Here is a 26,486-nt window from a genome sequence, read left to right on the forward strand (position 1 = left end):
TCTCCTCGGTGGGTCATCCCTTGATCGCGCCTTCTCCGACACCGCGGAAGAAGTGCTTCTGCAGCAACAGGAACAGCAGGATCAGCGGCAGGACGGCGATGATCGTGCCCGCCGCGACCAGCCGCTGGTTCTGCACGAACGTGCCCTGGAGGTAGGCCAGGCCGATGGTGAGCGTGTACTTCTCCTGGTCGCTCAGCACCACGAGCGGCCACAGGAAGTCGTCCCAGCTGAACATGAACGAGAACAGGGCCACCACGACGAGCGTGCCCTTCACCGACGGCAGCGCGAGGCGGGTGAAGCGCTGCCACGCGTTGGCGCCGTCGATGATCGCGGCTTCCTCGACTTCGGCGGGGAGTGCGAGGAAGGCGTTGCGCAGCAGCAGGACGTTGAGCGCGGCGATCGAGCCGGGCAGCACGACGCCGGTGAGCGTGTTGGTGAGGCCGAGTCCGCGCATCACCAGGAACAGCGAGATCAGGATCGCCTCGAACGGCACCAGGATGCTGCTGGCGAAGATCACCGCGGCGAGCTTGCGGCCGCGGAACTTCAGCCGTGCCAACGCGTAGCCGGCCATCGCCGCGCCCAGGCAGTTGGTGAACACGTTGACGCTCGCGACGCCCAGCGAGTTGAGCGCGAACGTCCAGACCGGCACCACGTCGGCGACCGCGGCGTAGTTGCCGAACGTCGGGTCGTCCGGGATGAAGTCGGGGACGAAGACGTCCTCGTTCGGCCCCTTGACGCTCGTCGCGAACTGCCAGAGGAACGGGCCGATGCTGATCGCGAGGACGCTCAGCAGCCCCAGGTAGCGCAGTGCCAGGTACAGGTGCGCGCGCTTCACAGCTGCTCCTCCCTGCGGTTGAGCTTGAGGGTGACCAGGAGCAGGCCCAGCAGGATCACGAACAGCACGGAGCTCAGCGCCGACGCGTACCCGACCTCGCCGGTGAGGCCCCGGCCGACCGACTGGATGAGCATCACCATCGTGGTGCTCGCCCCGCCCGGCCCGCCGGTGCCGCCCGACAGCAGGTAGATCTCGGAGAACACGCGGAACCCGTTGACCGCGCTCAGCGCCGCGATGAGCACCATCGTCGGCCGCAACGCGGGCACCGTCACGGACCAGAAGCGCCGCACCGGTCCAGCGCCGTCGACCATCGCGGCCTCGTGCAGGTCCTTCGGCACGTTCGCGAGCGCGGCCAGGTAGATCACCATGTAGTAGCCCAGGCCGCGCCACACCGTCACGAGCATGGAGCTGACCAGCAGCAGCGTCGAGTCGGTGAGGAACCCGATCCTGGTGCCGCCCAGCGCCTCCACCACGCTGTTGACCAGGCCGCGGCTGTCGAGCAGCCACGTCCAGATCAGCCCGACCACGACCGCGGACGCGATCACCGGCGTGAAGAACGCCGTGCGGAAGATCCCGATGCCCGGCACGGCCTTCTGCGCGAGCATCGCGATCAGCAACGGCAACAGCACCAGCGGCGGCACGACGCACACCATGTAGAGCAGGCTGTTGCGCGCCGCCAGCCAGAACTTGGGGTCCTGGGCCATCCGCACGAAGTTGTCCACGCCGGTGAACCGGCCGCCGCCCAGCGCGCTCGCGTCCGTGAACGCGAGCACGATCATGTTCAGGAACGGGAAGATCGTGAACATGAGGCAGACGGCCAGTCCCGGCAACAGGAACAGCCACGGCGTGTACGGGCGATGAGTCATCGCGCTACTTCAGGAGCCGGTTGCACTCGGCGACGGCGTCGTCCAGGGCCTGCTTCGGCGACTTCTTGCCGAGCATCGCGTCCGCGAGCTGTTGCAGCAGCGCCTCGCGCATCTGGTCGCTGAACTGCACCGGCGTGTAGTTCACGGCGGTCTTGAGCTGCTTGGCCGCCGCGACCCGCACCCGTGCCTCGTCGGTGCCGTCCTCCGTGGTGAAATACGGGTCGTCGCCGCCCTGGGACGTGGACGGGAAGATCGACGCGAGCTTCGCGAACTTCACCTGGTTCTCGGCGTTGGTGACGAACCGGCCGAACGCGAGCGCCGTCGCCTGGTTCTTGCTGCTCTTCGGCACGCTCACGCCGTGCAGGAACATGTTGGCGCTGCCCGTGTTCGTGATGGGCGTGGTGATGCCGATGTTCGCGTAGAGGCTGGGCGCGTCGGTCTTGAACTTGCCCAGGTCGTAGGCGCTGCCAGGGTTCATCGCGGTCTGCCCGGCCATGAACTTGGCGCCGGCGCCCGTGTAGTTCTGCGTGAGCGCCTCGGGGATGAGCGCACCCGCGTCGTACATCCGCTTGTAGGCCTCGACGAACTCGACGCCCTTGGGCTCGTTGAAGGTGAACTTGTCGTTGTCGAACAGCTTGACGCCGTACAGGCCGAAGTCGGCGATGGACGGGGTCTGGCCGAGGATCGCGACCTTCTTCCCGGCGAGCTTGAGGGCCGTCGCCTCGAGGTCCTTGAAGTTCGTCGGCGGCTTGTCCGGGTCGAGACCCGCCTGCTGGAACAGGGCCTTGTTGTAGAAGAGCGGACCGGTGTTGAGGTACCAGGGGAAGCCGTAGCAGCCGCCCTTGCCGGGGATCTCGAACGCCTGCCAGGCGTTGCCGAGGTACTCGGGCCTGGCGTCCTTCAGGCTCTCGTCGAGGTCGACCAGCTGGCCGGCCTTGGCGAGCGGGAAGCTGAGGTCCGGCGGCACGTTGATGACGTCGGGGAGGCTCCCCGCGCTCGCGTCGGCCATGACCTTGGCCAGGTACCCGTCCGCGGGCTGGTCGACCCACTTCACGGTGGTGCCCTGGTGCTGCTTCTGGAACGCGTCGATGACACCGTTGACGTAGTCGGTGTACTTGGGTTTGAGCGACCACGTCTGGAACGTGATCTCGCCGGTGACCTGGCCGGAAGCCGAGCTCGACGTGCTGGACGTGCCCGACAGGCCACAGCCGGCCACGGGCACCGCCACCAGGCCCGCGAGGAACGTGCGCCTCTTCATTGACACCCACCTCCAAGGCCCCGGACCCTAGCTAAACCGGTTTATCTCCGGCTAGCCTCCGAACGTCTTGTTGTCTCGTTCCGGACAGGTGCCCGCTGGTGAAGAGGCCGACCATCAAGGACATCGCGGCCGCGGCCGGCGTGTCGAAGGGGGCTGTCTCGCTGGCCCTGAACGGCCGCTCCGGCGTGTCGGAGGCGACGCGGTCGCGGGTGCTCGGCGTGGCGTCCTCGCTGGGGTACCGGCCGTCCGTCACCGCTCGGGCGTTGTCGTCCGCTTCCGCCGACGCCGTCGGGCTGGTGCTGGTGCGGCCGCCGCGCGCTCTCGGCGATGAGGCGTTCTTCTTCCAGCTGATCGCCGGGATGCAGTCGGAGATGTCTTCCGCGTTGTTGCTGCAGGTGGTGTCGTCGCGGTCCGACGAGATCGCGCTGTACCAGCGGTGGTGGGCCGAGCACCGGGTGGACGGGGTGTTCCTCGTCGACCTGCTGGTCTCCGACCCTCGGGTCGAGCTGATGTCGTCCTTGGGATTGCCGGCCGTGGTGGTGGGCGGGTCCGGGCATCACGGGTCGTTGGCCTCTGTGTGGGCTGATGACTACGCGGCGATGACTTCCGTTGTGGAGTACCTGAAGTCGTTGGGGCACCGGCGGATCGCCCGCGTTGCCGGGTTGTCGTCGTTGTTGCACACGGTTCGGCGGGATCAGGCGTTTCTGGCGTCCGTTGTGGACGGTGTGATCGTTTCCGGGGACTACACGGCTGAGGCCGGGGCTGCTGCTACTTCCGCGTTGTTGAGCGGTGATGATCGGCCTACGGCGATCGTCTACGACAACGATGTGATGGCGGTGGCCGGGGCTGCTGTGGCTGGGTCTCTTGGCGTTGCCGTGCCTTCGGAGTTGTCGCTTGTTGCTTGGGACGACTCGGTTCTGGCCCAGCACGGGGGGTTGACCGCGTTGTCCCGGGACACGTTCGCTTTTGGGGCTCGGGCTGCTCGGGCGTTGTTGGCCGTGGTGGGTGGGGCGTTGCCCACCGATGTCGAGGACGTGTTGCCGTCGTTGGTGGTTCGGGGTTCTACCGGGGTGGTTGCGTAGCGTTCCCCTGGTGCGGGCGGCGGGTTCTGTTGCGTGCTTCCCCTCAGGGGCTCTGCCCCCGAACCCCCGCCAATCTGATCTGGGGGTACCACGCCACCGGCGGGTTGATGGCACGCCTGTTCGTGCTGGGCGGCTGCCCGTCGCGTTGGTGGTGCGGTTCGGGTGGGTCCCCGTCACGAGTCGAGCCAGGAGCTGGCCACAACGAGGCAGGGGTGTCAAATCGCCGAAAAGCGGCGATTTGACACCCCTGCCTCGTTGCAGCGAGAGCTGTGGCACGACTCGTGACGGGGACCCACCGGAACCTTCTGTTTCAAGCGGCAAGCAGCTCGGCTTCGCCGTCGCCCTTGCTCGCCTTCGACACCGGCTGATGCCTCGTGGGTCAGGTCAGGGAGGCGACCTGGTCGCTGACCACCTGTGCGGCTGCCGACACCAAGGCGGTCACCGCCGGGTTCGTCGAGTTGTCCTGGCGCCAGCCGAACTGCGTGTACACGCGGAAGGTCGGGGACCAGGGCAAGCGGACCAACCTGCCGTCCGAGAGTTCCGTGGACACGGTCACCTCGGGCATCAGCGCGATGCCCAAGCCGGACGCCACCGCTCGTTTCGCGGCGTCCACCGAGTCCAGTTCCAGGACGGGGGCTCTGGTGTCGTCGAAGCCGATCGTGTGTTCCAGCAGCTCGTGGTAGGAGGCGCCGTTCTCGGCCCTGATGAGGGTGCTGCTGGTGATGTCGTCCTCGGTGAGGGACTGGCGCTGGGTGAGCATGTGGTTCGGGCCGGCGACCATCACCAGGGGTTCTGGGCAGAGGACCGTGGTTTCCAGGCCCTCGCGGGGCTCTATGGCTCCTATGAAGAAGGCGCAGTCCAGTTGGCCGTCGCGCACGGACGCCAGGTTGTTCAGGGCGTTGCGCGAGTGCAGGGAGAGTTGGACCGAGGGGTAGCGCCAGCACATGTATTCGATGAGCGGTAGCAGACGGTAGTCGGTCAAACTCTGTGCGGAACCGATGACGAGTTTGCCGTGGGGCTCGCCGTTCATCGTGATGGCTTTTCGGGCCTTTTCGGTGAGGTTGATGATGTTTCGCGCGAAGGGGAGGAGTTCTACCCCTGCGGACGTCATCTGGATACCTCGGGGGAGGCGCCGGAAAAGGACGACCCCGAGGGCCTCCTCCAGGGCCTTGATGCGGGTGGTGATGGTCGGCTGCGAGCAGTTGAGCGTGGCTGCGGCCTTGGTGAAGCTCCCTGTCTGAACCACGGTAGTGAACGCGAGAAGCTGGCGTGTCTCCATCAGGCGGATCCTCGGAGTAAAACGGTGCGACGACTTTTTCTCGTTCGTTCCCGTGATCCCGTTACGGGTGGTGCAGGAGCCGTAACGCTACCTGTCGGCCGCGAGGCTCAGATTAGTGCTAACGGAGTCATCTCGATCTGCGTCGAAGAAGGGTTGCGGCCGAAAGAGTGAAATTGAAGCTGCCGATTTGACGGGCGGTAGTGGGGCGTGTTGTTTCGGTGAAGTTGTTCGCCGGACGAACAAAAGGCTGCCGTCCACGGGTGGTGGGACGGTGGCCGGCGGGCTGCGGTTCCCGCCGATCTCGTGGCCGCCCGCCTTGATGTCGTCGACGTCGTGTCGTCGGATTGCGGCCCCCTCGGGCCGCTTCTGTGCAGTCGAGCGGGGGCCGCTGACGTCTTGATCACGTCGCGGAACCGGGGTGGCGGCGGTCACAGTGCGGGTCTCGCCTAGACTCGCTGGGAATCCGGGCGTCCCGTGTGGCGGTACCGGCTGTCTTGCACGTTCTTGTTCGTATCGAGGAGTCCACGTTGAAGAGCACCGTCGAGCACCTGAGCCCGACGAGGGTCCGGATCAACGTCGAGGTGCCGTTCGACGAGCTCAAGTCGAACTTCGACCAGGCGTACCGGAAGCTCGCGAAGCAGGTCCGCATCCCCGGCTTCCGTCCCGGCAAGGCCCCCGCCAAGGTCCTGGAGAACCGCATCGGCCGCGCGCCCGTGCTGGACGAGGTCATCCAGGAGGCCATCCCGGCCAAGTACCTGGAGGCGGTCAACGCCGGTGAGGTGCGCACGCTCGGCCGTCCGGACTTCGAGGTCACCAAGATCGAGGACGGCCAGACGCTCGAGTTCACCGCCGAGGTCGACGTCCGTCCCGAGATCACCGTGCCGGCGTTCGGCGAGCTCGCCGTGACCGTCGACGAGCAGGAGGTCTCCGACGAGGACGTGACCACCCAGCTCGACGAGCTCCGCGCCCGCTTCGGCACGCTGACCGGTGTCACCCGGCCCGCCGAGACCGGCGACTTCGTGAGCGTCGACCTGTCGGCCACCGTCGACGGCGAGGAGGTCGAGGAGGCCCGCACCGCCGGCCTGTCCTACGAGATCGGCTCCGGCCAGCTCGTCGAGGGCATCGACGACGCGCTCGTCGGCGCCTCCGAGGGCGAGACCAAGACCTTCACCACCACGCTCGTCGCCGGTGAGCACTCGGGCCGCGAGGCCGAGGTGTCCGTCGTGCTGAACTCCGTCAAGGAGCGCCAGCTGCCGGAGCTCGACGACGAGTTCGCGCAGCTCGCCAGCGAGTTCGACACGCTCGACGAGCTCAAGGCCGACCTGCAGACCCGCCTCAGCCGCGTCAAGAAGATGCAGCAGGGCGTCCAGGCCCGCGACAAGGTGCTCGAGGCGCTGCTGGAGACCACCGAGGTCCCGCTGCCCGAGGGCATCGTCCAGGGCGAGGTCGACGCGCGGAAGCACGACGCCGTGCACGCCTTCGACCACGACGACGAGAAGTTCGCCGCGTGGCTCGTCGAGCAGGGCCAGTCGGAGGAGGAGTTCGACACCGAGCTCCGCACCGCCGCCGAGCAGGCCGTCAAGACGCAGCTCGTGCTCGACTCGATCGCCGACGCCGAGCAGGTCACGGTGTCCGACGGCGAGCTGACCGAGCGGATCATCTACCAGGCCCAGCGCTTCGGCATCTCGCCCGACGAGTACGTCAAGCGCGCGCAGCAGTCCGGCCAGCTCGGCGCGATCTTCGCCGACGTCCGCCGCGGCAAGGCGCTCGCGAGCGTCGTGCGCCAGGCGACGGTCACCGACACCGCCGGCACCCAGCTGGACCTCGACGAGCTCTTCGGCGAGACCAAGTCCGAAGAGGACGCGGCGGAGTAGCGAGGTCGTCTCGACGACCTCGCCGCGCGAGCGGGAGACCGCCGCGAATACTGCTTACAGCGAACGCGGGCGGTGTCGGGCATCTGACGCCGCCCGTCTTCGTTAAGGTCGATCGCAGAGAGTTTTGGCATCCAGATTCGTTCCACCTGGAGTTAGGCAGGCAGACGTGACGCAGCACTCCTTCCCGACCCCCGAGATGCGGTCGGCCACCGCCGGGATGAACCTCAACGACTCGGTGTACGAGCGGCTGCTCCGCGAGCGGATCATCGTCCTGGGTTCCCAGGTCGAAGAGGGCATCGCCAACCAGATCACCGCTCAGCTGCTGCTGCTGGCCGCTGAGGACCCCGAGAAGGACATCACCCTCTACATCAACTCGCCGGGTGGCTCCGTCACGGCGGGCATGGCCATCTACGACACGATGCAGCTGATCGAGCCGGACGTGGCCACCGTCGCGATGGGCCTCGCGGCCTCGATGGGCCAGTTCCTGCTCTCGGCGGGTGCCCCCGGCAAGCGCCAGGCGCTCCCGCACGCGCGCATCCTCATGCACCAGCCGTCCGCCGGTGTCGGTGGCACGGCCGCGGACATCGCCATTCAGGCGGACATGCTGACGCGCACGAAGCTCGAGATGGCGCAGCTCATCGCCGAGCACACCGGCCAGACGGTCGAGACCATCACCCGCGACTCCGACCGCGACCGCTGGTTCACGGCCCAGGAAGCGCTGGAGTACGGGTTCGTCGACAAGGTCGTCACCCGCTCCCAGCCGGTCGGCTCGAGCAACTAGGAAGCTGAGGAGAGTTCGAAGTGAGCCAGTTCCACATGCCTCAGTCGCGGTACGTGCTGCCCTCGTTCGTCGAGCGCACCAGCTACGGCATGAAGGAGTCGAACCCGTACAACAAGCTGTTCGAGGAGCGCATCATCTTCCTCGGCGTGCAGGTTGACGACGCTTCGGCCAACGACGTGATGGCGCAGCTGCTGGTGCTCGAGTCCGAGGACCCGGACCGCGACATCCTGATGTACATCAACTCGCCGGGTGGCTCGTTCACCTCGCTGATGGCCATCTACGACACCATGCAGTTCGTGCGCCCGGACATCCAGACGTACTGCCTCGGCCAGGCCGCCTCGGCCGCCGCGGTGCTGCTGGCCGCCGGCACCCCCGGCAAGCGCCACGCGCTGCCGAACGCGCGAATCCTGATCCACCAGCCCTCCATGGAGGGTGCGTACGGTCAGGTGTCCGACCTGGAGATCCAGTCGAACGAGATCCAGCGCGTGCGCCGCCTGATGGAGTCCACCCTCGCGCGGCACACCAACCGGACGGCGGAGGAGGTTCGCGAGAGCATCGAGCGCGACCGGATCCTCACGGCCGACGAGGCCAAGGAGTACGGCATCGTCGACTCGGTGCTGCCCTACCGCAAGCTCTCGGCCAAGTCCTGAGACGCGCCGGCGGAGGGGTGAGCGCCGCTCGTCCCTCCGCCTGGTCCGTCCGGGGCGCGGCCCGCGTGGTTCCCGAGGACTGGGAAGACCCCGGTCCGGGGGCGCCACGCACCCGACACGCCCGGGAAGACCCGGTGTCTGGCCTGATCCGCGCGTCGGAGGGACGCTGGTCCTCCCCTGAAACGGGGTGGGCCAGGTACCGTCAGTGCAACGGGCTCAGCACCCACAGCCAGTGGGACTGCCACAGCAAGTCAGCAGGCGCACTACAGCAGGTGTGCGCCGGAGGGGACATAGGTCAGCGGTCATGGCGCGTATCGGTGACGGCGGCGACTTGCTGAAGTGCTCTTTCTGCGGAAAGAGCCAGAAGCAGGTGAAGAAACTCATCGCCGGCCCCGGCGTCTACATCTGCGATGAGTGCATCGATCTCTGCAACGAGATCATCGAGGAGGAGCTGGCGGAAGCCGGCGACGTGAAGCTCGACGAGCTGCCGAAGCCCGCCGAGATCCACGAGTTCCTCGACCAGTACGTCATCGGCCAGTCCGAGGCGAAGCGGACCCTCTCGGTCGCCGTCTACAACCACTACAAGCGCATCCAGGCGGGCGACCGCGGGCGCGAGGGGCGTGACGACGGAGTCGAGCTCGCGAAGTCGAACATCCTGATGCTGGGCCCGACGGGCTGTGGCAAGACCTACCTCGCGCAGACGCTCGCGAAGATGCTGAACGTTCCGTTCGCCATCGCCGACGCGACCGCGCTGACGGAGGCCGGCTACGTCGGTGAGGACGTCGAGAACATCCTCCTGAAGCTCATCCAGGCCGCCGACTACGACGTGAAGCGCGCCGAGACGGGCATCATCTACATCGACGAGGTCGACAAGATCGCTCGGAAGAGTGAAAACCCGTCGATCACGCGCGACGTCTCCGGTGAGGGCGTGCAGCAGGCGTTGCTCAAGATCCTGGAGGGCACGACGGCGTCGGTGCCCCCGCAGGGCGGCCGCAAGCACCCGCACCAGGAGTTCATCCAGATCGACACGACGAACGTGCTGTTCATCGTGGCCGGTGCCTTCGCGGGTCTGGAGAAGATCATCCAGGACCGCGTGGGCAAGCGAGGCCTGGGCTTCGGCGCCGAGGTCCGCTCCAAGGCCGAGGTGGACGCGGCGGACTACTTCGCCGACTCCATGCCGGAGGACCTGATCAAGTTCGGCCTGATCCCCGAGTTCATCGGGCGTCTGCCGATGGTCGCCTCCGTCACGAACCTCGACAAGCCGTCGCTGGTCATGATCCTCACCGAGCCGAAGAACGCCCTGGTGAAGCAGTACCAGAAGCTGTTCGAGATGGACGGCGTCGAGCTCGAGTTCACCAAGACCGCGCTGGAAGCGGTCGCCGACCAGGCGATCCTGCGCGGCACCGGTGCCCGAGGCCTGCGCGCGATCATGGAAGAGGTCCTGCTCCCGGTGATGTACGACATCCCGAGCCGCACGGACGTCGCCAAGGTCGTCATCACCGAGCAGACGGTGAAGGAGAACGTGAACCCGACCATCGTGGCCCGGCAGCCCTCGCGCCGCGAGCGCCGCGAGAAGTCGGCCTAGGGTTCGCAGCAGTGCACAGCGAAGGGCGTCCGGCTCCGGCCGGGCGCCCTTCGTCCTCTCCGGCGGCCGTCACCTCTCGGGGGAACGTGAGCACCACGGCGGAATGGCTGGCCACGCTCCTGGACGAGCACGGCGTGCCCGGCGCCCAGGTCGCGGTGCTCGCGGACGGTGAGATCGTGGACGCGGCCGCGGGGGTGCTCAGCACCGCCACCGGCGAGGCGGTGACCACCGGGTCGCTGTTCCAGATCGGGTCGATCACGAAGGTCTGGACGGCGACGCTGGTCGCGCAGCTCGTCGAGGAGGGCCTGCTCGACCTCGACCGGCCGGTGCGCGCGGTCCTGCCGGAGTTCCGGCTCGCCGACGACCGGGTGGCCGGGGTGGTCACGCCCCGGCAGCTGCTGTGCCACGTCGGCGGCTTCGAGGGGGACCAGTGGTCCGACACCGGGACCGGTGACGACTGCGTGGCGAGGTACGTGGCCCTCCTCACCGACGCGCGTCAGCTGACGGAGCCCGGTGAGTTCTTCTCCTACTGCAACGCCGGGTACGTCGTGCTGGGCCGCATCGTCGAGGTGTTGCGCGGCAAGCCGTTCCACGTGGTGCTGCGCGAACGGCTCGTGACACCGCTCGGGTTGACGAACGTCGCCACGCACTACGACGAGTACCCGATGCACCAGGTCGCGGAAGGCCACCTGCCCTCGGACGGAGAGCTGCGGCCCGTCGACAGGATGATGCCGGGTTCCGACGCTCCCGCCGGTTCGGCGTTCGCCATGAACGCGCGTGCGCTGGTGAGCTTCGCCCGCATGCACCTGGAGTCGACGAGGTACGACTCGATGCGCGTGAAGCAGGTGAAAACGCTCGACGGCGGCGGCTGGGGCCTGGGCTGGACCCTGCACCGCTACCCGGACGGCACGGTCGGACTCGGCCACGGCGGCAGCACGATGGGCCAGGACGCCACCCTGCGGGTGCTCCCGGGCGCGGGCGTCGCGGTCGCCGTGCTCACCAACGGCGGCGGCGTCAGCCGGCTCCAACGGGCCGTGCTCGCCCACGTCCTCGACGACCTGGCCGGCGTCCGGCTGCCCGACCTCCCCGTTCCGCCGCAGCCGGCCGTCCCGCTGGACGTGGCCGAGGTCGTCGGCGTCTACCGCTCATCGGCGGTCGATGTCCACGTGACGCCGTCGCGGCCGGGCCGGGTGCGGGTCCGGCACGAGCCGAAGCACTGGATAGCCGCGGCGACCACGAGTGACGAGGCCCCCGAGTACGTCGCTTTGAGCCAGGACGCCCTGATCGCCGCGGACCAGCCGCACACCGTGCTCAGGCTGGTCCGCCGCGGCGACCGGGTGGAGTGGGTGCACTTCGGACGGGCGGCCGTCCGGATCTGAGGGGGAAATCATGATCGATCTGCACCGGCTGATCGACGAGCACGCCGTCGTCGGCGCGCAGCTGGCGGTCCAGGAGCTCGCGAACGACGGTCTGCTCGACCTCGACCGCCCGGTGCGGGACGTTCTGCCCGGCTTCCGGCTCGCCGACGAGGACGCGGCCGGGGTCGTCACGCCGAGGCAGCTGCTCGCCCACACGGCGGGCTTCGAGGGCGACCTGTTCTTCGACACCGGTACGGGCGACGACGCCCTCGAGAGGTTCGCCGAGGTGGTGCGGGGCAAGTCCTTCACCACCGTGCTGCGTGAGCGGCTGGCCGTGCCGCTCGGGCTGGAGGCCGAGACGCACGTCGTGCCGGGCTCGCGGACCGCCGACGGGCACCTGTCCCGCGAGCCGGTGACCGACTGGGGCCTCGGCTGGATGCTGCACGAGGTCGCCGGCACCGTCGTCGCGGGTCATGACGGCGGCAACACGGGGTTCGCGTCTTTCCTGCGCGTCGTGCCGGAGACCGGCCTGGCGGTGGCCCTGCTGACCAACGGCGGTGCCGCTGGAGGGGTGTTCGACCTGGTCTTCGCGGAGCTGTCCGGCCTTCCGGCACCCACGCCGTGATCGTCCTCTGCGGGAGTGACGAGCAGGGCCGCGTGCGATGGCTGCACGGCGGCCGTGCGGCGGTCCGGGTCTAGACGGCGCGCTTCGCGTACTTCGCGAGGAACCGGACGACGTCGGGCGTCACCTTCCGGTACAGCCCGTCGTCGTGCCCGCCGTCCTTGACCGTGCTCACCTCGGGCTTCACCTCGCGCATGAACAGGCGGGTGCCCTCGATGAACTTGTCGCGGTCGCCGATCCACACGCCGAGCGAGGTCGTTCCGGTGGCCTTCAGGTGCCGCAGCGGGTCGAGCGAGGCCCACTCGCCCTCGTCCTTGAACGCGCGGCGCTTGGCCATCTCCGGCCACGTCGTGATGAGGCCGGGGGAGATGGCCGCGGCGGCCGCGACCGGGTCGCCCCGTTCGGCTCGGCGGCGGGCGTAGAGCAGGGAGCCGAAGCCGCCCATCGACACGCCCGTCACCGCGAACGGCTCGCCGTAGCCGCGGTCCTTGAGCCAGCGGGGGACCTCGTCGAGCAGCATGGCCATCGGGTCGTCGCCGGGGACGTTCTCGTGCCAGTAGTTGTCGCCGCCGTCGACCGCCACGAAGCCGAACGCGGGGACCGAGCCCTTCGCGACGGCGGCGGTGAGGACGTCGGCGAGGTTGCCGATGGCGGCGTGCCGGGCGTCGCCGTGCAGTCCGTGCAGCAGGATCGACATCGGCAGGCCGCGCGGGTTGGCGCCGGTCGGCAGGTAGAAGGCGAGGGTGACCTCGCGGTGGCGGGCGGCCGAGTAGACGCGCTCGAACCGGATCGTCGGCTTGGCGACCGGCTTGTTGTTCACCCGGTCCGCCGTGGCGATCTGCTGCGAGGCCTCCGAGGACGCCGAAGAGGCGTAGGTCGCGACGCCGATGGCACTCGCGACGACCACGCCGATCGCCGCGAGGAGGGTGCGGCGGCTGTACCTCGTGTCCCCCATGCTCACCTCATCGCGCGGACGGCGTTCCACGTTTCCTCTTCAGAGGACGGAACGCACGCGTAACGAGGACTGTTCCTCACTCGAATAGCCCAACCAGGTCAGCACGGCGTCATTGTGCGCGCCGAGGCCGGGCACCGCACCAGGTGACCACTCGAAGCCGGCTACCGGAGGCGCCAGCATGCGGGCCGTCCCGCCGGGAACGGGCACGTCAACCCACATGTCGAGCTGCGGGTGGGAGGGCAGGTCGGTGATTGGCCTGGTCAGTGCGGCCGGCACGTCGGCGGTGTCCAGAGCGGTCAGCAGCTCGGTCGCGGTGAGGTCCGAAAAGGCCTGTTCGAGCAGGTTCTGCAGCTCCGCGCGGTGCTCCACGCGGGACGCCACTGTGGCGAACCTCTCCTCCGGCGTGAGTCCGATCAGCCCGCAGAGCCGCTGCCACTGGCCGTCGTTCTGCACGGCGAGGTGCACGGAGCCGTCCTGGCACGACACCGGCCCGTACGGCGCGATGCTCGGGTGGTGCGCTCCCGACCGCGGCGCCGGGGCACCGGTGCCGGCCGCGTACAGCATCGGCTGGTGCATCCACTCGGCCATCGCCCCGAAGAGCGACAACCGCAGCCGTGCGCCGGAGCCGGTGCGCGCACGCTGCAACAACGCCGCCAGCACCGCCGACTGCAGCTGGACGCCGGCCGCGATGTCGGCCACCGAGATGCCCGCGCGGGCCACCACGTCGCCCTCGCCGGTCAACGACACCAGCCCGGCCTCGGACTGCACCAGTGCGTCGAACGCCTTGCGGTCCGCGTACGGGCCGTCCCAGCCGTAGCCGGACAGTTCGCCGACGACCAGCCGGTCCGGCAGCTCCAGGCCCAGGCGCCGCCAGACGCGCGGCGAGAGGTTGCACAGCAGCACGTCGGCGCGGTCGGTGAGCCGTTGCAGCACCTCGCGGCCGTCGGGGTGGGTGATGTCGAGTGACACCGACTCCTTGCCGGCGTTCGTCCACGCGAAGTACGACGAGACCTCGCCGCACGCCGAGTCGTAGTGGCGGGCGAAGTCGCCGGTGCCCGGCCGTTCGACCTTGATGACGCGGGCGCCAAGGTCGGCCAGCAGCCGCGTCGCGTACGGCACGGCGACGGCCTGCTCCAGGCTCACCACCACGACGCCGTCAAGCGGTCTCAAGCACCCGCTCCCCGCCGGTGTAGACGTTCATCGAGTCGCCGCGCAGGAACCCGACGAGCGTCATGCCCTGCTCCTCGGCCAGCTCGACGGCGAGCGACGACGGCGCGGACACCGCGGCGAGCACCGGGATGCCGGCCATCGCGGCCTTCTGCACCAGCTCGAACGACGCCCGTCCGGACACCATCAGCACGGCGCCGCGGATCGGCACGAGGTTCTGCAGCACCGCCCAGCCCAGCACCTTGTCGACGGCGTTGTGCCTGCCCACGTCCTCGCGCACGACCAGCAGCTCGTCGTCCACGAACAGCCCGGCCGCGTGCAGCCCGCCGGTGCTCTCGAAGACCTTCTGCCGTTCCCGCAACGCGTCCGGGAACGTGGTGAGCGACTCCGGGGTGACCCGCAGCGGGTCGAGAGCGGGAGAGTGGCGCGTCTTGAGCTTCACGGCGTCGAGCGCGCCCTTCCCGCACACCCCGCACGACGACGTGGTGTAGAAGTTCCGCTCCACCCCGGTGTCCGGCGGCGGCACCCCGTCGGCCAGCGCGATGTCCAGAACGTTGTAGGTGTTCATGCCGTCCGGGCCCACGCCGTCGCAGTAGCGGGCGACGGCGATGTCCTCGGACGAGCCGATAACCCCCTCGCTGAGCAGGAAGCCGTGGGCGAGCTCCACGTCATGACCCGGCGTGCGCATCGTGACGGCCAGCGCCTTGCCGTTGACCCTCAGCTCCAGCGGCTCCTCGGCGGCGAGCGCGTCCACCTTGCGCCGCCGACCGTTCGACGACACCCGTTCGACCGCTCGGCGCACCGTCACTCGGCCCATGTGCACATCTCCTTCGGACCGCTATGTTCCCCACCGACCAGGCTACGTGGGAGGGATCTCGGGGCATGGACGACGTCGTGATCGTGGGAGGCGGCCACAACGGGCTCGTGGCGGCCGCGTACCTCGCGCGGGCGGGGAAGTCGGTCAGGGTGCTGGAGAAGCTGCCGCACGTCGGCGGCGCCGCGGTGAGCGCGTCACCGTGGCAGGGGGTCGACGCCCGGCTGTCGCGGTTCTCCTACCTCGTCTCGCTGCTGCCCGACCGGATCGTGTCCGACCTCGGGCTGCACCTGGCGCTGCGCTCGCGCGCCGCGTCGTCCTACACACCGAACGGCAGGTCGGGGCTGCTGGTCGAACGCACGCCCGGCGAGGCGACCGCGAAGTCGTTCCAGGACGTCTGCGGGTCGCTCGACGACTGGGACCGGTGGCAGCGCTGGTACGCGGACCTGGAGCTGATGGCCGCCGCGCTGGCGCCGACGCTGCTCGAACCGCTGGTGTCGCGCGACCACCTGCGCGTGCACGTCGACGCGGTGGCGCGCGGGCGAGTGTGGGAGCAGGTCTTCGAACGCCCGATCGGCGCGACGTTGCAGGAGCTGTTCGACAACAACCTGGTGCGCGGCGTCGTCGCCACCGACGCGCTGATCGGCACGCACGCGTCGCTGCATTCGTTGGCTGCCAACAAATGCTTCCTCTACCACGTGATCGGCAACGGCACGGGTGAGTGGAAGGTCCCCGTCGGGGGCATGGGCGCGGTCACCGCCGAGCTGGAACGCGTCGCGCGCGAGGCCGGTGCGCGGATCGTGTGCGACGCCGAGGTGACGTCGATCTCGTCCGACGGCGAGACCGCTTCCGTCACTTGTGGTCCGGAGACCTTCGACGCCCGGTTCGTGCTGTCCAATGTGGCGCCCTCGGTGCTGGGACGGTTGCAGGGCAAGGAGGTCCGCGACGCTCCCGGCTGCCAGCTGAAGATCAACATGTTGCTGCGCAGGCTGCCCGCGCTGAAGTCCGGAGTGGACCCGCGGGTCGCGTTCGCGGGCACGTTCCACCTCGACGAGTCGTACGACCAGCTGGAGACCGCGTACCTGGAGAGCGCCGCCGGGCACGTGCCGTCGGTGCTGCCCGGCGAGATGTACTGCCACTCGCTGACCGACCCGTCGATCCTCGGACCGGATCTCGCCGGCCACGAGACGCTCACGTTGTTCGGCCTGCACCTGCCCGCGTCGCTCTTCGCCGGCCGCAACGCCGAGCTGCGCGACGAGCTCGTGCGGCGCTACCTCGACCAGCTCGACGCGCACCTCGTCGAGCCGATCAGGGACTGCCTGGCCGTGGACGCGCACGGCGAGCCGTGCGTCGAGGCCCGCACGCCGCTGGACCTGGAGGAGGAGCTCGGGCTGCCGGGTGGCAACATCTTCCACGGAGAGCTCGACTGGCCGTTCGCCGAGTCCGAGGCCGAGGTCGGCCGGTGGGGCGTGGAGACCGAGGTCGGCAACGTGTTCGTCTGCGGCGCGGGCTCCCGGCGCGGCGGCGGGGTCAGCGGCATCGGCGGCCACAACGCGGCGCACGCGGTGCTCGAACGCCTCTGAGCCCACTTGCGACATTCTTGATGACATAACGCGTCATCTCTGGTTACAGTTGTCGCCGTGGGGGACTTCTACGGAATCGCCGAGATCGCGGACGCCATGGGCCTCAGCCGCCAGCTGGTGACGGTGTGGCGCAAGCGCCGGTCCCACGGCATTCCCGAGCCGGACGCGGAGCTAGCGTCCGGCCCGATCTGGCGCAAGGAGACGGTCGAGCCGTGGATCGAGCGCACCCGCGGCCGTCTGGGCCTCGCCGGTGGCGCGGAGTCGGCGAGCCGCAGCCTGCGTCTGAGGGTGTGCCGCCGCGTGCTGCGGCTGGCCGCGCTGATGCTGGAGGAACCCCAGCGCCCGCGCGTGCTGAACGAGGCCGCCGCCCAGCTGCGCGACCTGGCGCACGAGATCGACCAGACCGCGGACGACGTGGTGGGCGCGCTGCTGCGCGAGCTGGTCGAGCCGGTGCGCGACCCGGACGAGGCGGCCGAGCTGCTGCGCGTGCCGATCATCGAGTCGTTGCCGCTCGTGACCGCCGTGGCGCGGAACTCGCCAGACTGGTGACGAGCGCGCCGAGCGCCGCCAGGGCCATGTCGGCGTGGGCGTCCCACATGTCGCCCTGCTGGCCGTTGTAGGCCTCGGCGACCTCGGGTGCGAGCGTCATCGCGATCGCCCACTCCAGCAGTTCGTAGAGCGCGATCGTCGAAGTGGTTGCGGTCCCACGAGAACACCTCGGAGAGCCGCACGCCGACCAGCGCGTCGGTCCAGTCGTCGTACGGCACGAACGAGTAGATCCACCGCGCCGCGATCGTGTGCAGGGCCAGGAACACCAGCGCCCAGGCCAGCTGCGTGGTGTCGAGGCGCTTCCTCCACAGCCACAGCGCCAGCAGCGCCACCGCCGTCAGCGAGCTGTGCAACGCCTGCTCGGCGGGCCAGGGCGGGTCGATCCACGTCACCGCCACCAGCGCGCCGAACGCCCCCACCAGCCACCACTGTCCCCGAGTCATGCGCACAGCCTGGCCGATCTTGGTCGGTTTTATATCAGGATTTATATATCAAGGGTTCTTGCTAAAGGGTTGTTGATACGCGTACGGTGGTGTCATGACCGACACCCCGATCACCGACCCCAAAGCGCTCAGGGCGTTGTCGCACCCGTTCCGGTGGAAGCTGCTCCAGGTGCTCACCGAACAGGGACCGCGCACCGCCACGCAGTGCTCGGAGAAGCTCGGTGAGAGTGTCGCGAGCTGCTCGTACCACCTGAACATGCTGGCCAAGTACGGCTTCGTCGAAGAGGTCGAGGGACCGGGCCGGCAGAAGCCGTGGCGGATCGTGCGCGGGCGCCAGTCCATCTCGACCGAAGGGCTCGAGGGCGAGGCCGCGCTGGCGGCCGAGGCGGCCGCGATGGCCTACCTGGACCAGGAGTTCGAGCGCACGCGCGAACACCTCCGCCGCCACGAGCACCTGCCGGAGCAGTGGCGCAAGGCGATCGGAACCCAGGGCACCATCAAGTTCCTCACGGCCGAGGAAGCCGCCGAGTACCAGGCGGAGCTGCAGGCGCTGCTGGAGAAGTACGACGACCGCCGGCTCGACGAGTCGCTGCGGCCCGAGGGTTCGCGCGCGGTCAGGTACTTCCTGGCCGTGACGGTCGCGCCCGAGTAACCACCAGTCGAAGGGGAGAACTGCCATGATCTCGCACGACCAGGCGTTTGCAATCGCTAAGTTACGCCAGCAGGACTTCGAGGCCGACGCGGCCGCGCGCCGGCTCGTCAAGAAGGCCGAGGAGGACGTCCGGACCGAACCCGAACGGCGGCGCTTCCTCAAGCCCGCCGTCCGGGTCCGCCACGCCTAGGCGACCGGCTCCAGCCGCACGATCACCGACTTCGAGGTCGGCGTCCCCGAGATGTCCGCCTTGGAGTCCAGCGGTACCAACGGGTTCGCCTCCGGGAAGTACGTCGCCACGCACCCGCGCGCGGTCGAGTACGAGACGATCCGGAACGCGTCCGCACGCCGTTCGACGACGCCCGTCGGGTCGTCCTTCCACTCCGAGATGATGTTGACCATCTGGCCGTCGGTGAACCCGAGCGCCTTCACGTCATCGGGGTTCACGAACACCACGCGCCGACCGTCCTTCACGCCGCGATAGCGGTCGTCCAGGCCGTAGATCGTGGTGTTGTACTGGTCGTGGCTGCGCAGCGTCTGCATCAGCAGCCGGCCTTCCGGCACGTCGATCACGGTCAGGTCGTTGGCCGTGAAGTTCGCCTTCCCCGTCGCCGTCGCGAACTCCTGCGAGTCGCGCGGCGGGTGCGGCAGGACGAAGCCGTCGGGCTGGCGCACGCGGGTGTTGTAGTCGGTGCAGCCCGGCACGACACGTGCGATGTGTTCCCGCACGACGTCGTAGTCCTTCTCGAACTCCTCCCACGCCACGGGGTGGGACGGGCCGAGCACCTTGCGGGCCAGGCGGCAGACGATCGAGACCTCGGACAGCAGCTGGTCGGACGCGGGCTTGAGCCGGCCGCGCGAGCGGTGCACGACAGACATCGAGTCCTCGACCGTCACGAACTGCTCGCCGGAGTGCTGCACGTCGCTCTCCGTGCGGCCCAGCGCGGGCAGGATCAGCGCCGTGCGGCCGTGGACGACGTGCGAGCGGTTGAGCTTCGTCGAGACGTGCACGGTCAGCGAGCACTGCTCCAGCGCCTTCTCGGTCACCGGGGTGTCCGGGGTGGCGCTGACGAAGTTGCCGCCCATCGCGATGAACACCTTGCCGCGGCCGTGGCGCATGGCGTTGATCGCGTCGACGGTGTCGAAGCCGTGCTTGCGGGGCACGGAGATGCCGAACTCGGTCTCCAGCGCCTTCATGAACGGCTCCGGCATCTTCTCGTAGATGCCCATCGTCCGGTCGCCCTGGACGTTCGAGTGACCGCGCACCGGGCACAGGCCCGCGCCCGGCTTGCCGATCATGCCGCGCAGGAACATGACGTTCGCGATCTCGCGGATCGTCGGCACGCTGTGCTTGTGCTGCGTCAGGCCCATGGCCCAGCAGACGATCGTGCGCTGCGAGTCGACGAACATGCCGGCGACCTTGGTGATCTGCTCGCGGGTCAGGCCCGTCGCGGTGAGCACCCGGTCCCAGTCGAGCTCGCGCAGGCTCTCGGCGTAGGCCTCGAATCCGTGCGTCTTGGCACCGATGAAGTTCTTGTCGAGCTTGTCCCACTGCAGCAGCAGGTGGCCGACGGCCTGGAACAGCGCCTGGTCGCCACCGACCCTGATCTGCACGAACTCGTCGGACAGCGCCGTGCCGCGGCCGACGACACCCGCCACGTTCTGCGGGTTCTTGAACCGCATCAGGCCCGCCTCCGGCAGCGGGTTCACGGCGATGATCCTGGCGCCGTTCTTCTTGGCCTCCTCCAGCGCGCTGAGCATGCGCGGGTGGTTCGTGCCGGGGTTCTGGCCGACGACCACGATCAGGTCGGCGAGGTCGAAGTCCTTGATGGAGACCGAGCCCTTGCCGATGCCGATGGTCTCGTTCAGCGCCGAGCCGGACGACTCGTGGCACATGTTGGAGCAGTCCGGCAGGTTGTTCGTGCCGAACGAGCGGACCAGCAGCTGGTAGAGGAACGCGGCCTCGTTGCTGGTGCGGCCGGAGGTGTAGAAGATCGCCTCGTCCGGGTTCGGCAGCGCCGTCAGCTCGTCCGCGATGAGCGAGAACGCCTCGTCCCAGGCGATCGGTGTGTAGTGCGTCGCACCCGGCCTGAGCACCATCGGTTCGGTGATGCGGCCCTGCTGCCCGAGCCAGTAGTCGGTCTTCTCCCGCAGGCTCTCGATCGGGTGCGCGGCGAAGAACTCCGGCCCGATCCGCCGCTTGGTGGCTTCCTCGGCGACTGCCTTGGCGCCGTTCTCGCAGAACTCCGCCATCTTGCGGTGGCCCTGCGGCTCCGGCCACGCGCAGCCGGGACAGTCGAACCCTTCACGCTGGTTGAGCAGGCGCAACGTCTTGACCGTGCGTCCGACACCCATCTGCTCGACCGCGCGGTCGAGCGACACGAGCACACCGGGGATTCCCGCTGCCCACGTCTTGGGGGTGCTGACTTCGAGCGCGGACTCGTCGACGTCGTGCTGCGGAGGCTTGCTGCTCATGCCTTCATTCAACGCCGATCGACGTCGGCGCCGCCAGCGCCCCCGAAGAACGCGGCGGCGCCGTCGTCACGGGCCCCAAGGGGTTGGAACGGTCCGTGACGGTCAATTGTGATCGCCGTCACTGCCGCTCGGCACCTCTGAAAGAGTGATCAGTCGCAGTTGCCGTCGGTCGGCACCGGTCCGTCGACGGAGAAGTGCTTCTCGTCGTCGTACTGGCCGCCCACGTTCTTGGGCCGTTCGGAGAACTGCGGGGCCAGGAAGCCGGCCTTCGAGGCCTCGCACCCGATCGAGTACTGGAAGCTGGAGGACTTGGTCAGCCAGAGCCCTTCCGGGGTGATCTCGAACGTGACCTGGTGGCGCACGGCCGCGACGATCTCCATCTGCGTCGTGAGCTTCCTCGGGTCCGGCGGCTCGAACGCGTAGGCGAAGACGTAGTCCGCGGTCACGGCCGGATAGTTCGCGCCCTGGCCGAGGGTCATCTTCCCGGACACCCTGATGCCGTTCGGCAACAGCTTCATGCCCTGCTCGAGCCGTGTCGCCACCATCGAGACGTCGGTCGCGACGTGCTCGCGGGAGCCCGGCGCCAGCATCGAGAGGAACCGGTCCGGCTTGTGCTCGACGAGCATCGCCGGGTCGAGCCGCGAGGCGATGAGCGCCTGCCGGACCTGCTCGAACGCCGGGTCGGTGGAGGGCAGGACGATGCCGCGCTCGCCGTCGGACCACTGCTCGGCCGGCGTGCCGGTGAAGGGCTGCTCGACGTTCACGCCGGAGTGGGGCAGGTGCACGTCCGGCGCCTTCGGCAGCGACACGTTCGCGAACGTCCCCGCCCGGTAGAGGCCGAACACCACCGCCCCGACCGCGAGCAGCGCGACGGCCGCGACGATCTTGCCGCTGTGCCGGCGGGCCTTGACCCGGCGCTTCTGCCTGCGGACGTCCCGTTTGGCGCGTCTGTTCGCGCCGCGCATCCAGGCGGCGTCCTGGAGATCAGGATGATCTTCGATGTCGTACTGCAACGTTTCCCCCATGTGATCGGCGCACATCATTGAGCACGGGGCGCGGGGACGCCGATGGCATGGTTCGGATTGTCGCCGTGCCGTTATCAGGTATCTCGTTTCAAGTCGATAGCCCGGCCTCCGTAGACTTGACAGCTGTGACTGAACTCGACACCGCAACCCAGCGTCCCGACCTCCCCGCCGCGTGGACTCCGGCGGAGGTAGAGGCGGAGCTGTACCAGCGGTGGGTCGACCGGCGGTACTTCGAGGCGGACGTCAAGAGCGACAAGCCGCCGTTCACGATCGTGCTGCCCCCGCCCAACGTCACCGGCTCGCTGCACATGGGCCACGCCATGAACCACAGCGTGATGGACGCCCTGTCGAGGCGCCGCCGCATGCAGGGCTACGAGGTCCTGTGGCTGCCGGGCATGGACCACGCGGGCATCGCGACGCAGAACGCCGTCGAGCGCGACCTCGCGAAGCAGGGCCTGTCGCGGCAGGACCTCGGGCGCGAGAAGTTCGTCGAGCGCGTCTGGGAGTGGAAAGAGGAGTACGGCGGCAAGATCCTCGACCAGATGAAGCGGCTCGGCGACGGCATCGACTGGTCGCGCGAGCGCTTCACCATGGACGAGGGCCTGTCCCGCGCCGTCCAGACGATCTTCAAGAAGATGTACGACGACGGCCTGATCTACCAGGCCGAGCGGATCATCAACTGGTGCCCGCGCTGCCAGACGGCGCTGTCGGACATCGAGGTCGACCACAGCGAGGACGAGGGTGAGCTCGTCTCCATCCGCTACGGCGACGGGGACGCGTCGATCGTCGTCGCGACCACGCGCGCCGAGACGATGCTCGGTGACACCGCGGTCGCCGTCCACCCGGACGACGAGCGCTACCGGCACCTCATCGGCACCGAGGTCGAGCTGCCGCTGACCGGCCGCAGGATCCCGATCGTCGCCGACGAGCACGTCGACCCGAAGTTCGGCACGGGCGCGGTCAAGGTCACCCCCGCGCACGACCCGAACGACTTCGAGATCGGCCAGCGCCACGGCCTGCCGAACCTCACCGTCCTGGACGGCCGCGCCACGATCACCGTGCCCGGCCCGTTCCTCGGCCTCGACCGGTTCGAGGCGCGTCCGGCGATCGTCGCCGCGTTGCGCGCCGAGGGCCGGATCGTCGCGGAGAAGCGGCCCTACGTCCACTCCGTCGGCCACTGCTCGCGCTGCAACACTGTCGTCGAGCCGCGCCTGTCGCTGCAGTGGTGGGTCAAGGTCGAGACGATCGCCGCCGCCGCGTCCGCCGCGGTCCGCGACGGCCGCACGAAGATCCACCCGGCCGAGCTGGGCAAGCGCTACTTCGACTGGACCGACAACCTGCACGACTGGTGCATCTCGCGCCAGCTGTGGTGGGGCCACCGGATTCCGGTGTACTACGGCCCCAACGGCGAGGTCGTCTGCGTCGGACCGGACGACGAGGTCCCGACCGGTGAGGGCTGGCGCCAGGACGAGGACGTCCTCGACACGTGGTTCTCCTCGGGCCTGTGGCCGTTCTCGACGCTGGGCTGGCCGGACTCGACCGAGGACCTGAAGCGGTTCTACCCGACGTCTGTTCTGTCGACCGGCTACGACATCCTGTTCTTCTGGGTCGTCCGGATGATGATGTTCGGCCTGTACGCCATGGACGAGGTCCAGCCGTTCAACGACGTCTTCCTGCACGGACTCATCCGCGACCAGTTCGGCAAGAAGATGTCGAAGTCCAAGGGCAACGGCATCGACCCGCTGGACTGGATGGAGCGCTACGGCGCCGACGCCACCCGGTTCACGCTGCTGCGCGGCACGAACCCCGGCTCGGACATGGCCGTCGCGGAGGAGTGGGCGGCCGGGTCGCGCAACTTCACCACGAAGCTGTGGAACGCCACCAGGTTCGCCCTCGCCAACGGCGCCACGGTCGAGCGCCCGCTGCCGGCGCGCGACGAGCTGACGGCGGCCGACCGCTGGATCCTCGACGAGCTCGACGCGCTGGTGTCCACTGTGGACACGAACTTCGAGGCGTTCCAGTTCTCGCGTGCCTGCGAGGCGCTGGCCGGCTTCACGCGGGACGAGTTCTGCGACTGGTACCTGGAGATCGCGAAGGTCCAGATCGCGGACGGCCGCGCGGAGGCCACGCAGTCCGTCCTGGGCCACGTCCTCGACGTCCTGCTGCGCCTGCTGCACCCGGCGATCCCGTTCATCACCGAGACGCTGTGGACGTCGCTGACCGGTGGTGAGTCGCTGGTCGTCGCCTCGTGGCCGGCTCCTTCCGGTGCGGAGCGGGATCTCGACGCCAAGGCCGAGATCGAGGGCCTGAAGAAGCTCGCGACCGAGATCCGCCGGTTCCGCTCGGAGCAGGGCCTCAAGCCCGGCCAGAAGGTCGCCGGCAAGGTCCGCGGCGCGTGCTGCGTCGGCCTGCTCGACCAGGTCCCGTCGGTGCGGTCGCTGACGCGCCTGACCGAGCCGGGGGAGGAGTTCACCGTCTCGGCGACGCTCGAGGTCGGCCTGCCCAAGGGCGCGGTGAAGGTCGAGCTGGACCTGTCCGGCACGATCGACGTCGCGGCGGAGCGCAAGCGCCTGGCGAAGGACCTGGCCGTGGCGCAGAAGGAGCTCGAGGGCACGACGAAGAAGCTGGGCAACGAGGCGTTCCTCGCCAAGGCGCCCGCCGACGTCAAGGCCAAGATCGAGGAGCGCAAGGCCGTGGCCGAGTCCGAGATCGCCCGCATCGAAGAGCGCCTGGCCGCGCTGCCGGAGAAGTGATGGACACCAACCTCGACGAGTTCCTCGACGTCGAGAACGAGCTCAACCAGCGGTGGCCCGAGACCAAGCTCGAGCCGTCGCTGGAGCGGATCAAGGCGCTCGCCCACGTGCTGGGAGACCCGCAGACGTCGTACCCGGTCGTGCAGCTGACGGGCACGAACGGCAAGACGTCGACGTCGCGCATGACCGATGCGCTGTTCACGCGCATCGGTCTGCGCACCGGCCGCTACACGAGCCCGCACCTGCAGCTCGCGACCGAGCGGATCAGCCTCGACAACGCCCCGATCAGCCCCGAGCGCTACGTCGAGGTCTACCGGGACATCGAGCCGTACGTCGCGATGGTCGACGGGCAGTCCGAGATCCGGATGAGCAAGTTCGAGGTGCTCACCGGCATGGCCTACGCGGCCTTCGCGGAGGCACCGGCCGACGTCGCCGTCGTCGAGGTCGGCATGGGCGGCACCTGGGACGCGACGTCCATCGCGGACGCGAAGATCGCCGTGCTGACGCCGATCGGCCTCGACCACACCGAGTACCTGGGCAACCGTCCCGAGGACATCGCGGTGGAGAAGGCTGGCATCATCAAGCCGGGCTCGGTCGCGATCATCGGCGAGCAGACGCCCGAGGTCATGAAGGTCGTCCTCACCCGCGCCGCCGAGGTGGACGCCACCATCGCGCGCTTCGGCAGCGAGTTCGGCGTCGTCTCCCGCGCGGTCGCGGTGGGCGGCCAGATGATCACGCTGCAGGGCCTCAGCGGCATCTACGAGGACATCTTCCTGCCGCTGCACGGAGAGCACCAGGCGGCCAACGCCGCACTGGCACTGGCCGCGGTCGAGGCGTTCTTCGGCGCGGGCCCCGACCGCCAGATCAACATCGACGTCGTCCGCGAGGGCTTCGCCTCGGTCATCAACCCAGGGCGGCTCGAGCGCGTCCGCTCCGCGCCCAACGTGTTCGTCGACGCGGCCCACAACCCGCACGGCGCCGCGGCACTGGCTCGCGCGCTGGAGTCCGAGTTCGGCTTCCGCAAGCTCGTCGCGGTCGTGGCCGTCATGTCCGACAAGGACGCCGAGGGCATCCTCTCCGCCCTGGAGCCCGTGGTGCAGGAGCTGGTGATCACCACCAACTCGTCCCCGCGGGCCATGGACCCGGACGTCCTGGCGGGCATCGCCGTGCCGATCTTCGGCGAGGACCGCTTCGAGGTGCGCCCGCGCCTCGTGGACGCGATCGAGGAAGCCATCCACCTGACCGAGGACGAGCAGTCCGGTGGCGGCGTCATCGTCACCGGCTCCGTCGTCACCGCGGGCGAGGCCCGCGCGCTGTTCGGGAAGGAGCCGGCATGACCACCCCGGCGCCGCTGAAGAAGGACCCGATGAAGGCGTTCCGGGGCATCATGGCCGGCACGCTGATCCTCGAGGTCATCGTCGTGGCTTTGGCTCTGCCGGTGATCGCCAAGCTGCACGGCGGCGTCACGTCGGCGGCCGGCTGGGTCGCGTTCGGCTTCATCGTGGTGTTCATCGCGATGTGCGCGTTCGTCCGCCGCCCGTGGGCTATCGCCGCCGTCGTCGCGCTGCACGTGCTGCTGATCGCGACGTGGCTGCTGCTGCCCGCGATGGGCGTGATCGGCGTGATCTTCGGCCTGGTCTGGGCGTACCTGCTGTGGCTGCGCAGGGACCTGCTCAAGCGGATGGCCGAGGGTCGGCTGCCCGCCCAGCAACAGGCCCGGCAGGAACAGGCCCAGGAGGAACAGACTCAGCAAGAACAGGCACAGCAGGCCGAGTGATCAGGCCCGCGAACGCGGGTCGCTGATCTTGTCGGGGTAGCTGAGTACGTTGTGATGCGAGGGGTTCCCAAGCTCGGGGGACCCCTGCGCGAGCGTGCGCTGT

23 protein-coding genes and 1 pseudogene are annotated in these 26,486 nt (G+C 68.9%); 14 read left to right on the top strand and 10 right to left on the bottom strand.

All coding sequences use genetic code 11. The features are described from left to right. Positions 1–13: 13 nt before the first annotated feature. From ACFWV3_RS32445 to ACFWV3_RS32455, 3 genes are read right to left on the bottom strand one after another with little or no spacing between them, the layout of a single operon-like run. A complete protein-coding gene (locus tag ACFWV3_RS32445; protein WP_382416890.1) occupies positions 14–835 on the bottom strand; it encodes a carbohydrate ABC transporter permease in 822 nt (273 codons plus the stop codon). Next, positions 832–1,701: a carbohydrate ABC transporter permease gene (locus ACFWV3_RS32450; protein WP_382416892.1), complete on the bottom strand. Its 870-nt coding sequence runs from the start codon at positions 1,699–1,701 to the stop codon at positions 832–834. Before ACFWV3_RS32450 ends, ACFWV3_RS32445 begins: the two co-directional genes overlap by 4 nt. Before the next feature lie 4 nt (positions 1,702–1,705). Beyond that, positions 1,706–2,959 (bottom strand): ABC transporter substrate-binding protein, encoded by a 1,254-nt coding sequence (locus tag ACFWV3_RS32455; RefSeq protein ID WP_382416893.1) that lies wholly within the window; start codon positions 2,957–2,959, stop codon positions 1,706–1,708. A gap of 98 nt (positions 2,960–3,057) precedes the next feature. On the opposite strand from ACFWV3_RS32455, the gene ACFWV3_RS32460 reads away from it, so the two are divergent. Next, entirely contained in the window at positions 3,058–4,041 is a 984-nt protein-coding gene (locus ACFWV3_RS32460) for a LacI family DNA-binding transcriptional regulator (protein WP_382416895.1), read from the top strand. A gap of 379 nt (positions 4,042–4,420) precedes the next feature. On the opposite strand, the gene ACFWV3_RS32465 is transcribed toward ACFWV3_RS32460, so the two are convergent. After that, positions 4,421–5,320, bottom strand: a complete 900-nt coding sequence (locus ACFWV3_RS32465) for a LysR family transcriptional regulator (RefSeq protein WP_382416897.1) — start codon at positions 5,318–5,320, stop codon at positions 4,421–4,423. Between the two features lie 527 nt (positions 5,321–5,847). On the opposite strand from ACFWV3_RS32465, the gene tig reads away from it, so the two are divergent. The 6 genes from tig to ACFWV3_RS32495 all read left to right on the top strand — a co-directional run bounded on the left by tig (position 5,848) and on the right by ACFWV3_RS32495 (position 12,193). Beyond that, positions 5,848–7,194 (top strand): trigger factor, encoded by a 1,347-nt coding sequence (tig, locus tag ACFWV3_RS32470; protein WP_382416899.1) that lies wholly within the window; start codon positions 5,848–5,850, stop codon positions 7,192–7,194. 196 nt (positions 7,195–7,390) lie between these two features. Beyond that, positions 7,391–7,975 (top strand): ATP-dependent Clp protease proteolytic subunit, encoded by a 585-nt coding sequence (locus ACFWV3_RS32475; protein ID WP_382417016.1) that lies wholly within the window; start codon positions 7,391–7,393, stop codon positions 7,973–7,975. A 35-nt stretch (positions 7,976–8,010) separates the two neighbouring features. Then, complete coding sequence (locus ACFWV3_RS32480; protein ID WP_154697940.1) at positions 8,011–8,625, top strand: ATP-dependent Clp protease proteolytic subunit; 615 nt, start codon at positions 8,011–8,013, stop codon at positions 8,623–8,625. Positions 8,626–8,929: 304 nt separating this feature from the next. Continuing rightward, a complete protein-coding gene (gene clpX / locus ACFWV3_RS32485) occupies positions 8,930–10,210 on the top strand; it encodes an ATP-dependent Clp protease ATP-binding subunit ClpX (RefSeq protein WP_090100149.1) in 1,281 nt (426 codons plus the stop codon). Between the two features lie 86 nt (positions 10,211–10,296). Next, positions 10,297–11,589, top strand: a complete 1,293-nt coding sequence (locus ACFWV3_RS32490; RefSeq protein WP_382416901.1) for a serine hydrolase domain-containing protein — start codon at positions 10,297–10,299, stop codon at positions 11,587–11,589. Positions 11,590–11,599: 10 nt separating this feature from the next. Continuing rightward, positions 11,600–12,193 carry a serine hydrolase domain-containing protein gene (locus ACFWV3_RS32495; protein ID WP_382416903.1) on the top strand — a complete coding sequence of 198 codons (594 nt, stop codon included), beginning with the start codon at positions 11,600–11,602 and terminating at the stop codon, positions 12,191–12,193. A 70-nt stretch (positions 12,194–12,263) separates the two neighbouring features. Here ACFWV3_RS32495 and ACFWV3_RS32500 read toward each other — a convergent pair whose 3' ends face one another. Genes ACFWV3_RS32500 through fdhD form a run of 3 tightly spaced genes read right to left on the bottom strand, consistent with a single transcriptional unit; the run spans position 12,264 to position 15,129 of the window. Beyond that, positions 12,264–13,145, bottom strand: coding sequence for an alpha/beta hydrolase (locus ACFWV3_RS32500; RefSeq protein WP_382416905.1), 882 nt, complete (start codon positions 13,143–13,145; stop codon positions 12,264–12,266). A 39-nt stretch (positions 13,146–13,184) separates the two neighbouring features. Beyond that, positions 13,185–14,315 carry a CaiB/BaiF CoA transferase family protein gene (locus ACFWV3_RS32505; RefSeq protein WP_382416907.1) on the bottom strand — a complete coding sequence of 377 codons (1,131 nt, stop codon included), beginning with the start codon at positions 14,313–14,315 and terminating at the stop codon, positions 13,185–13,187. Continuing rightward, the gene (gene fdhD / locus ACFWV3_RS32510; RefSeq protein ID WP_382416908.1) at positions 14,302–15,129 is read right to left on the bottom strand and encodes a formate dehydrogenase accessory sulfurtransferase FdhD; all 828 of its coding nucleotides are present in this window, start codon (positions 15,127–15,129) and stop codon (positions 14,302–14,304) included. Before fdhD ends, ACFWV3_RS32505 begins: the two co-directional genes overlap by 14 nt. Positions 15,130–15,194: 65 nt before the next feature. Here fdhD and ACFWV3_RS32515 point away from each other — a divergent pair, with 65 nt between their 5' ends. Next, positions 15,195–16,709, top strand: a complete 1,515-nt coding sequence (locus ACFWV3_RS32515; protein WP_382416910.1) for a phytoene desaturase family protein — start codon at positions 15,195–15,197, stop codon at positions 16,707–16,709. 57 nt (positions 16,710–16,766) lie between these two features. Continuing rightward, complete coding sequence (locus ACFWV3_RS32520) at positions 16,767–17,258, top strand: hypothetical protein (RefSeq protein ID WP_330856347.1); 492 nt, start codon at positions 16,767–16,769, stop codon at positions 17,256–17,258. On the opposite strand, the pseudogene ACFWV3_RS32525 reads toward ACFWV3_RS32520, so the two are convergent. Beyond that, positions 17,203–17,701 (bottom strand): annotated as a pseudogene (locus ACFWV3_RS32525) (DUF2238 domain-containing protein). The gene ACFWV3_RS32520 and the pseudogene ACFWV3_RS32525 overlap by 56 nt on opposite strands. A 94-nt stretch (positions 17,702–17,795) precedes the next feature. Between ACFWV3_RS32525 and ACFWV3_RS32530 the strand changes: the two are divergent. Both ACFWV3_RS32530 and ACFWV3_RS32535 read left to right on the top strand, forming a co-directional pair. Continuing rightward, the gene (locus tag ACFWV3_RS32530; protein ID WP_382416912.1) at positions 17,796–18,353 is read left to right on the top strand and encodes a winged helix-turn-helix domain-containing protein; all 558 of its coding nucleotides are present in this window, start codon (positions 17,796–17,798) and stop codon (positions 18,351–18,353) included. A gap of 25 nt (positions 18,354–18,378) precedes the next feature. Next, entirely contained in the window at positions 18,379–18,543 is a 165-nt protein-coding gene (locus ACFWV3_RS32535) for a hypothetical protein (protein ID WP_382416913.1), read from the top strand. Here the strand turns inward: ACFWV3_RS32535 and ACFWV3_RS32540 are convergent. Together ACFWV3_RS32540 and ACFWV3_RS32545 are read right to left on the bottom strand one after the other, a co-directional pair. Then, entirely contained in the window at positions 18,540–20,828 is a 2,289-nt protein-coding gene (locus ACFWV3_RS32540; RefSeq protein ID WP_382416915.1) for an FdhF/YdeP family oxidoreductase, read from the bottom strand. The two genes, ACFWV3_RS32535 and ACFWV3_RS32540, sit on opposite strands and share 4 nt — an antisense overlap. Before the next feature lie 149 nt (positions 20,829–20,977). Then, the gene (locus ACFWV3_RS32545) at positions 20,978–21,853 is read right to left on the bottom strand and encodes a hypothetical protein (protein ID WP_382416917.1); all 876 of its coding nucleotides are present in this window, start codon (positions 21,851–21,853) and stop codon (positions 20,978–20,980) included. Between the two features lie 125 nt (positions 21,854–21,978). Between ACFWV3_RS32545 and ACFWV3_RS32550 the strand changes: the two genes are divergently transcribed. From ACFWV3_RS32550 to ACFWV3_RS32560, 3 genes are read left to right on the top strand one after another with little or no spacing between them, the layout of a single operon-like run. Then, positions 21,979–24,606: a valine--tRNA ligase gene (locus tag ACFWV3_RS32550; protein WP_382416919.1), complete on the top strand. Its 2,628-nt coding sequence runs from the start codon at positions 21,979–21,981 to the stop codon at positions 24,604–24,606. Continuing rightward, positions 24,606–25,943: a bifunctional folylpolyglutamate synthase/dihydrofolate synthase gene (locus tag ACFWV3_RS32555; RefSeq protein ID WP_382416921.1), complete on the top strand. Its 1,338-nt coding sequence runs from the start codon at positions 24,606–24,608 to the stop codon at positions 25,941–25,943. The genes ACFWV3_RS32550 and ACFWV3_RS32555 overlap by 1 nt, the downstream gene beginning before the upstream one ends. Continuing rightward, a complete protein-coding gene (locus ACFWV3_RS32560; RefSeq protein WP_382416922.1) occupies positions 25,940–26,383 on the top strand; it encodes a DUF4233 domain-containing protein in 444 nt (147 codons plus the stop codon). The genes ACFWV3_RS32555 and ACFWV3_RS32560 overlap by 4 nt, the downstream gene beginning before the upstream one ends. Positions 26,384–26,486: the final 103 nt, after the last annotated feature.

This window comes from Lentzea sp. NPDC059081 (assembly GCF_042738015.1).
Lineage (GTDB): Bacteria > Actinomycetota > Actinomycetes > Mycobacteriales > Pseudonocardiaceae > Lentzea.

Bases quoted from the DNA above. Each gene is read 5' to 3' on its own strand.
- ACFWV3_RS32560 (WP_382416922.1), top strand. From the start codon at position 25,940: ATGACCACCCCGGCGCCGCTGAAGAAGGACCCGATGAAGGCGTTCCGG.
- ACFWV3_RS32540 (WP_382416915.1), bottom strand. From the start codon at position 20,828: ATGAGCAGCAAGCCTCCGCAGCACGACGTCGACGAGTCCGCGCTCGAA.
- ACFWV3_RS32450 (WP_382416892.1), bottom strand. From the start codon at position 1,701: ATGACTCATCGCCCGTACACGCCGTGGCTGTTCCTGTTGCCGGGACTG.
- ACFWV3_RS32545 (WP_382416917.1), bottom strand. From the start codon at position 21,853: ATGGGGGAAACGTTGCAGTACGACATCGAAGATCATCCTGATCTCCAG.
- ACFWV3_RS32535 (WP_382416913.1), top strand. From the start codon at position 18,379: ATGATCTCGCACGACCAGGCGTTTGCAATCGCTAAGTTACGCCAGCAG.
- ACFWV3_RS32495 (WP_382416903.1), top strand. From the start codon at position 11,600: ATGATCGATCTGCACCGGCTGATCGACGAGCACGCCGTCGTCGGCGCG.
- ACFWV3_RS32455 (WP_382416893.1), bottom strand. From the start codon at position 2,959: ATGAAGAGGCGCACGTTCCTCGCGGGCCTGGTGGCGGTGCCCGTGGCC.
- ACFWV3_RS32465 (WP_382416897.1), bottom strand. From the start codon at position 5,320: ATGGAGACACGCCAGCTTCTCGCGTTCACTACCGTGGTTCAGACAGGG.
- fdhD (WP_382416908.1), bottom strand. From the start codon at position 15,129: ATGGGCCGAGTGACGGTGCGCCGAGCGGTCGAACGGGTGTCGTCGAAC.
- ACFWV3_RS32515 (WP_382416910.1), top strand. From the start codon at position 15,195: ATGGACGACGTCGTGATCGTGGGAGGCGGCCACAACGGGCTCGTGGCG.
- ACFWV3_RS32530 (WP_382416912.1), top strand. From the start codon at position 17,796: ATGACCGACACCCCGATCACCGACCCCAAAGCGCTCAGGGCGTTGTCG.
- ACFWV3_RS32480 (WP_154697940.1), top strand. From the start codon at position 8,011: ATGCCTCAGTCGCGGTACGTGCTGCCCTCGTTCGTCGAGCGCACCAGC.
- ACFWV3_RS32475 (WP_382417016.1), top strand. From the start codon at position 7,391: ATGCGGTCGGCCACCGCCGGGATGAACCTCAACGACTCGGTGTACGAG.
- ACFWV3_RS32555 (WP_382416921.1), top strand. From the start codon at position 24,606: ATGGACACCAACCTCGACGAGTTCCTCGACGTCGAGAACGAGCTCAAC.
- clpX (WP_090100149.1), top strand. From the start codon at position 8,930: ATGGCGCGTATCGGTGACGGCGGCGACTTGCTGAAGTGCTCTTTCTGC.
- ACFWV3_RS32500 (WP_382416905.1), bottom strand. From the start codon at position 13,145: ATGGGGGACACGAGGTACAGCCGCCGCACCCTCCTCGCGGCGATCGGC.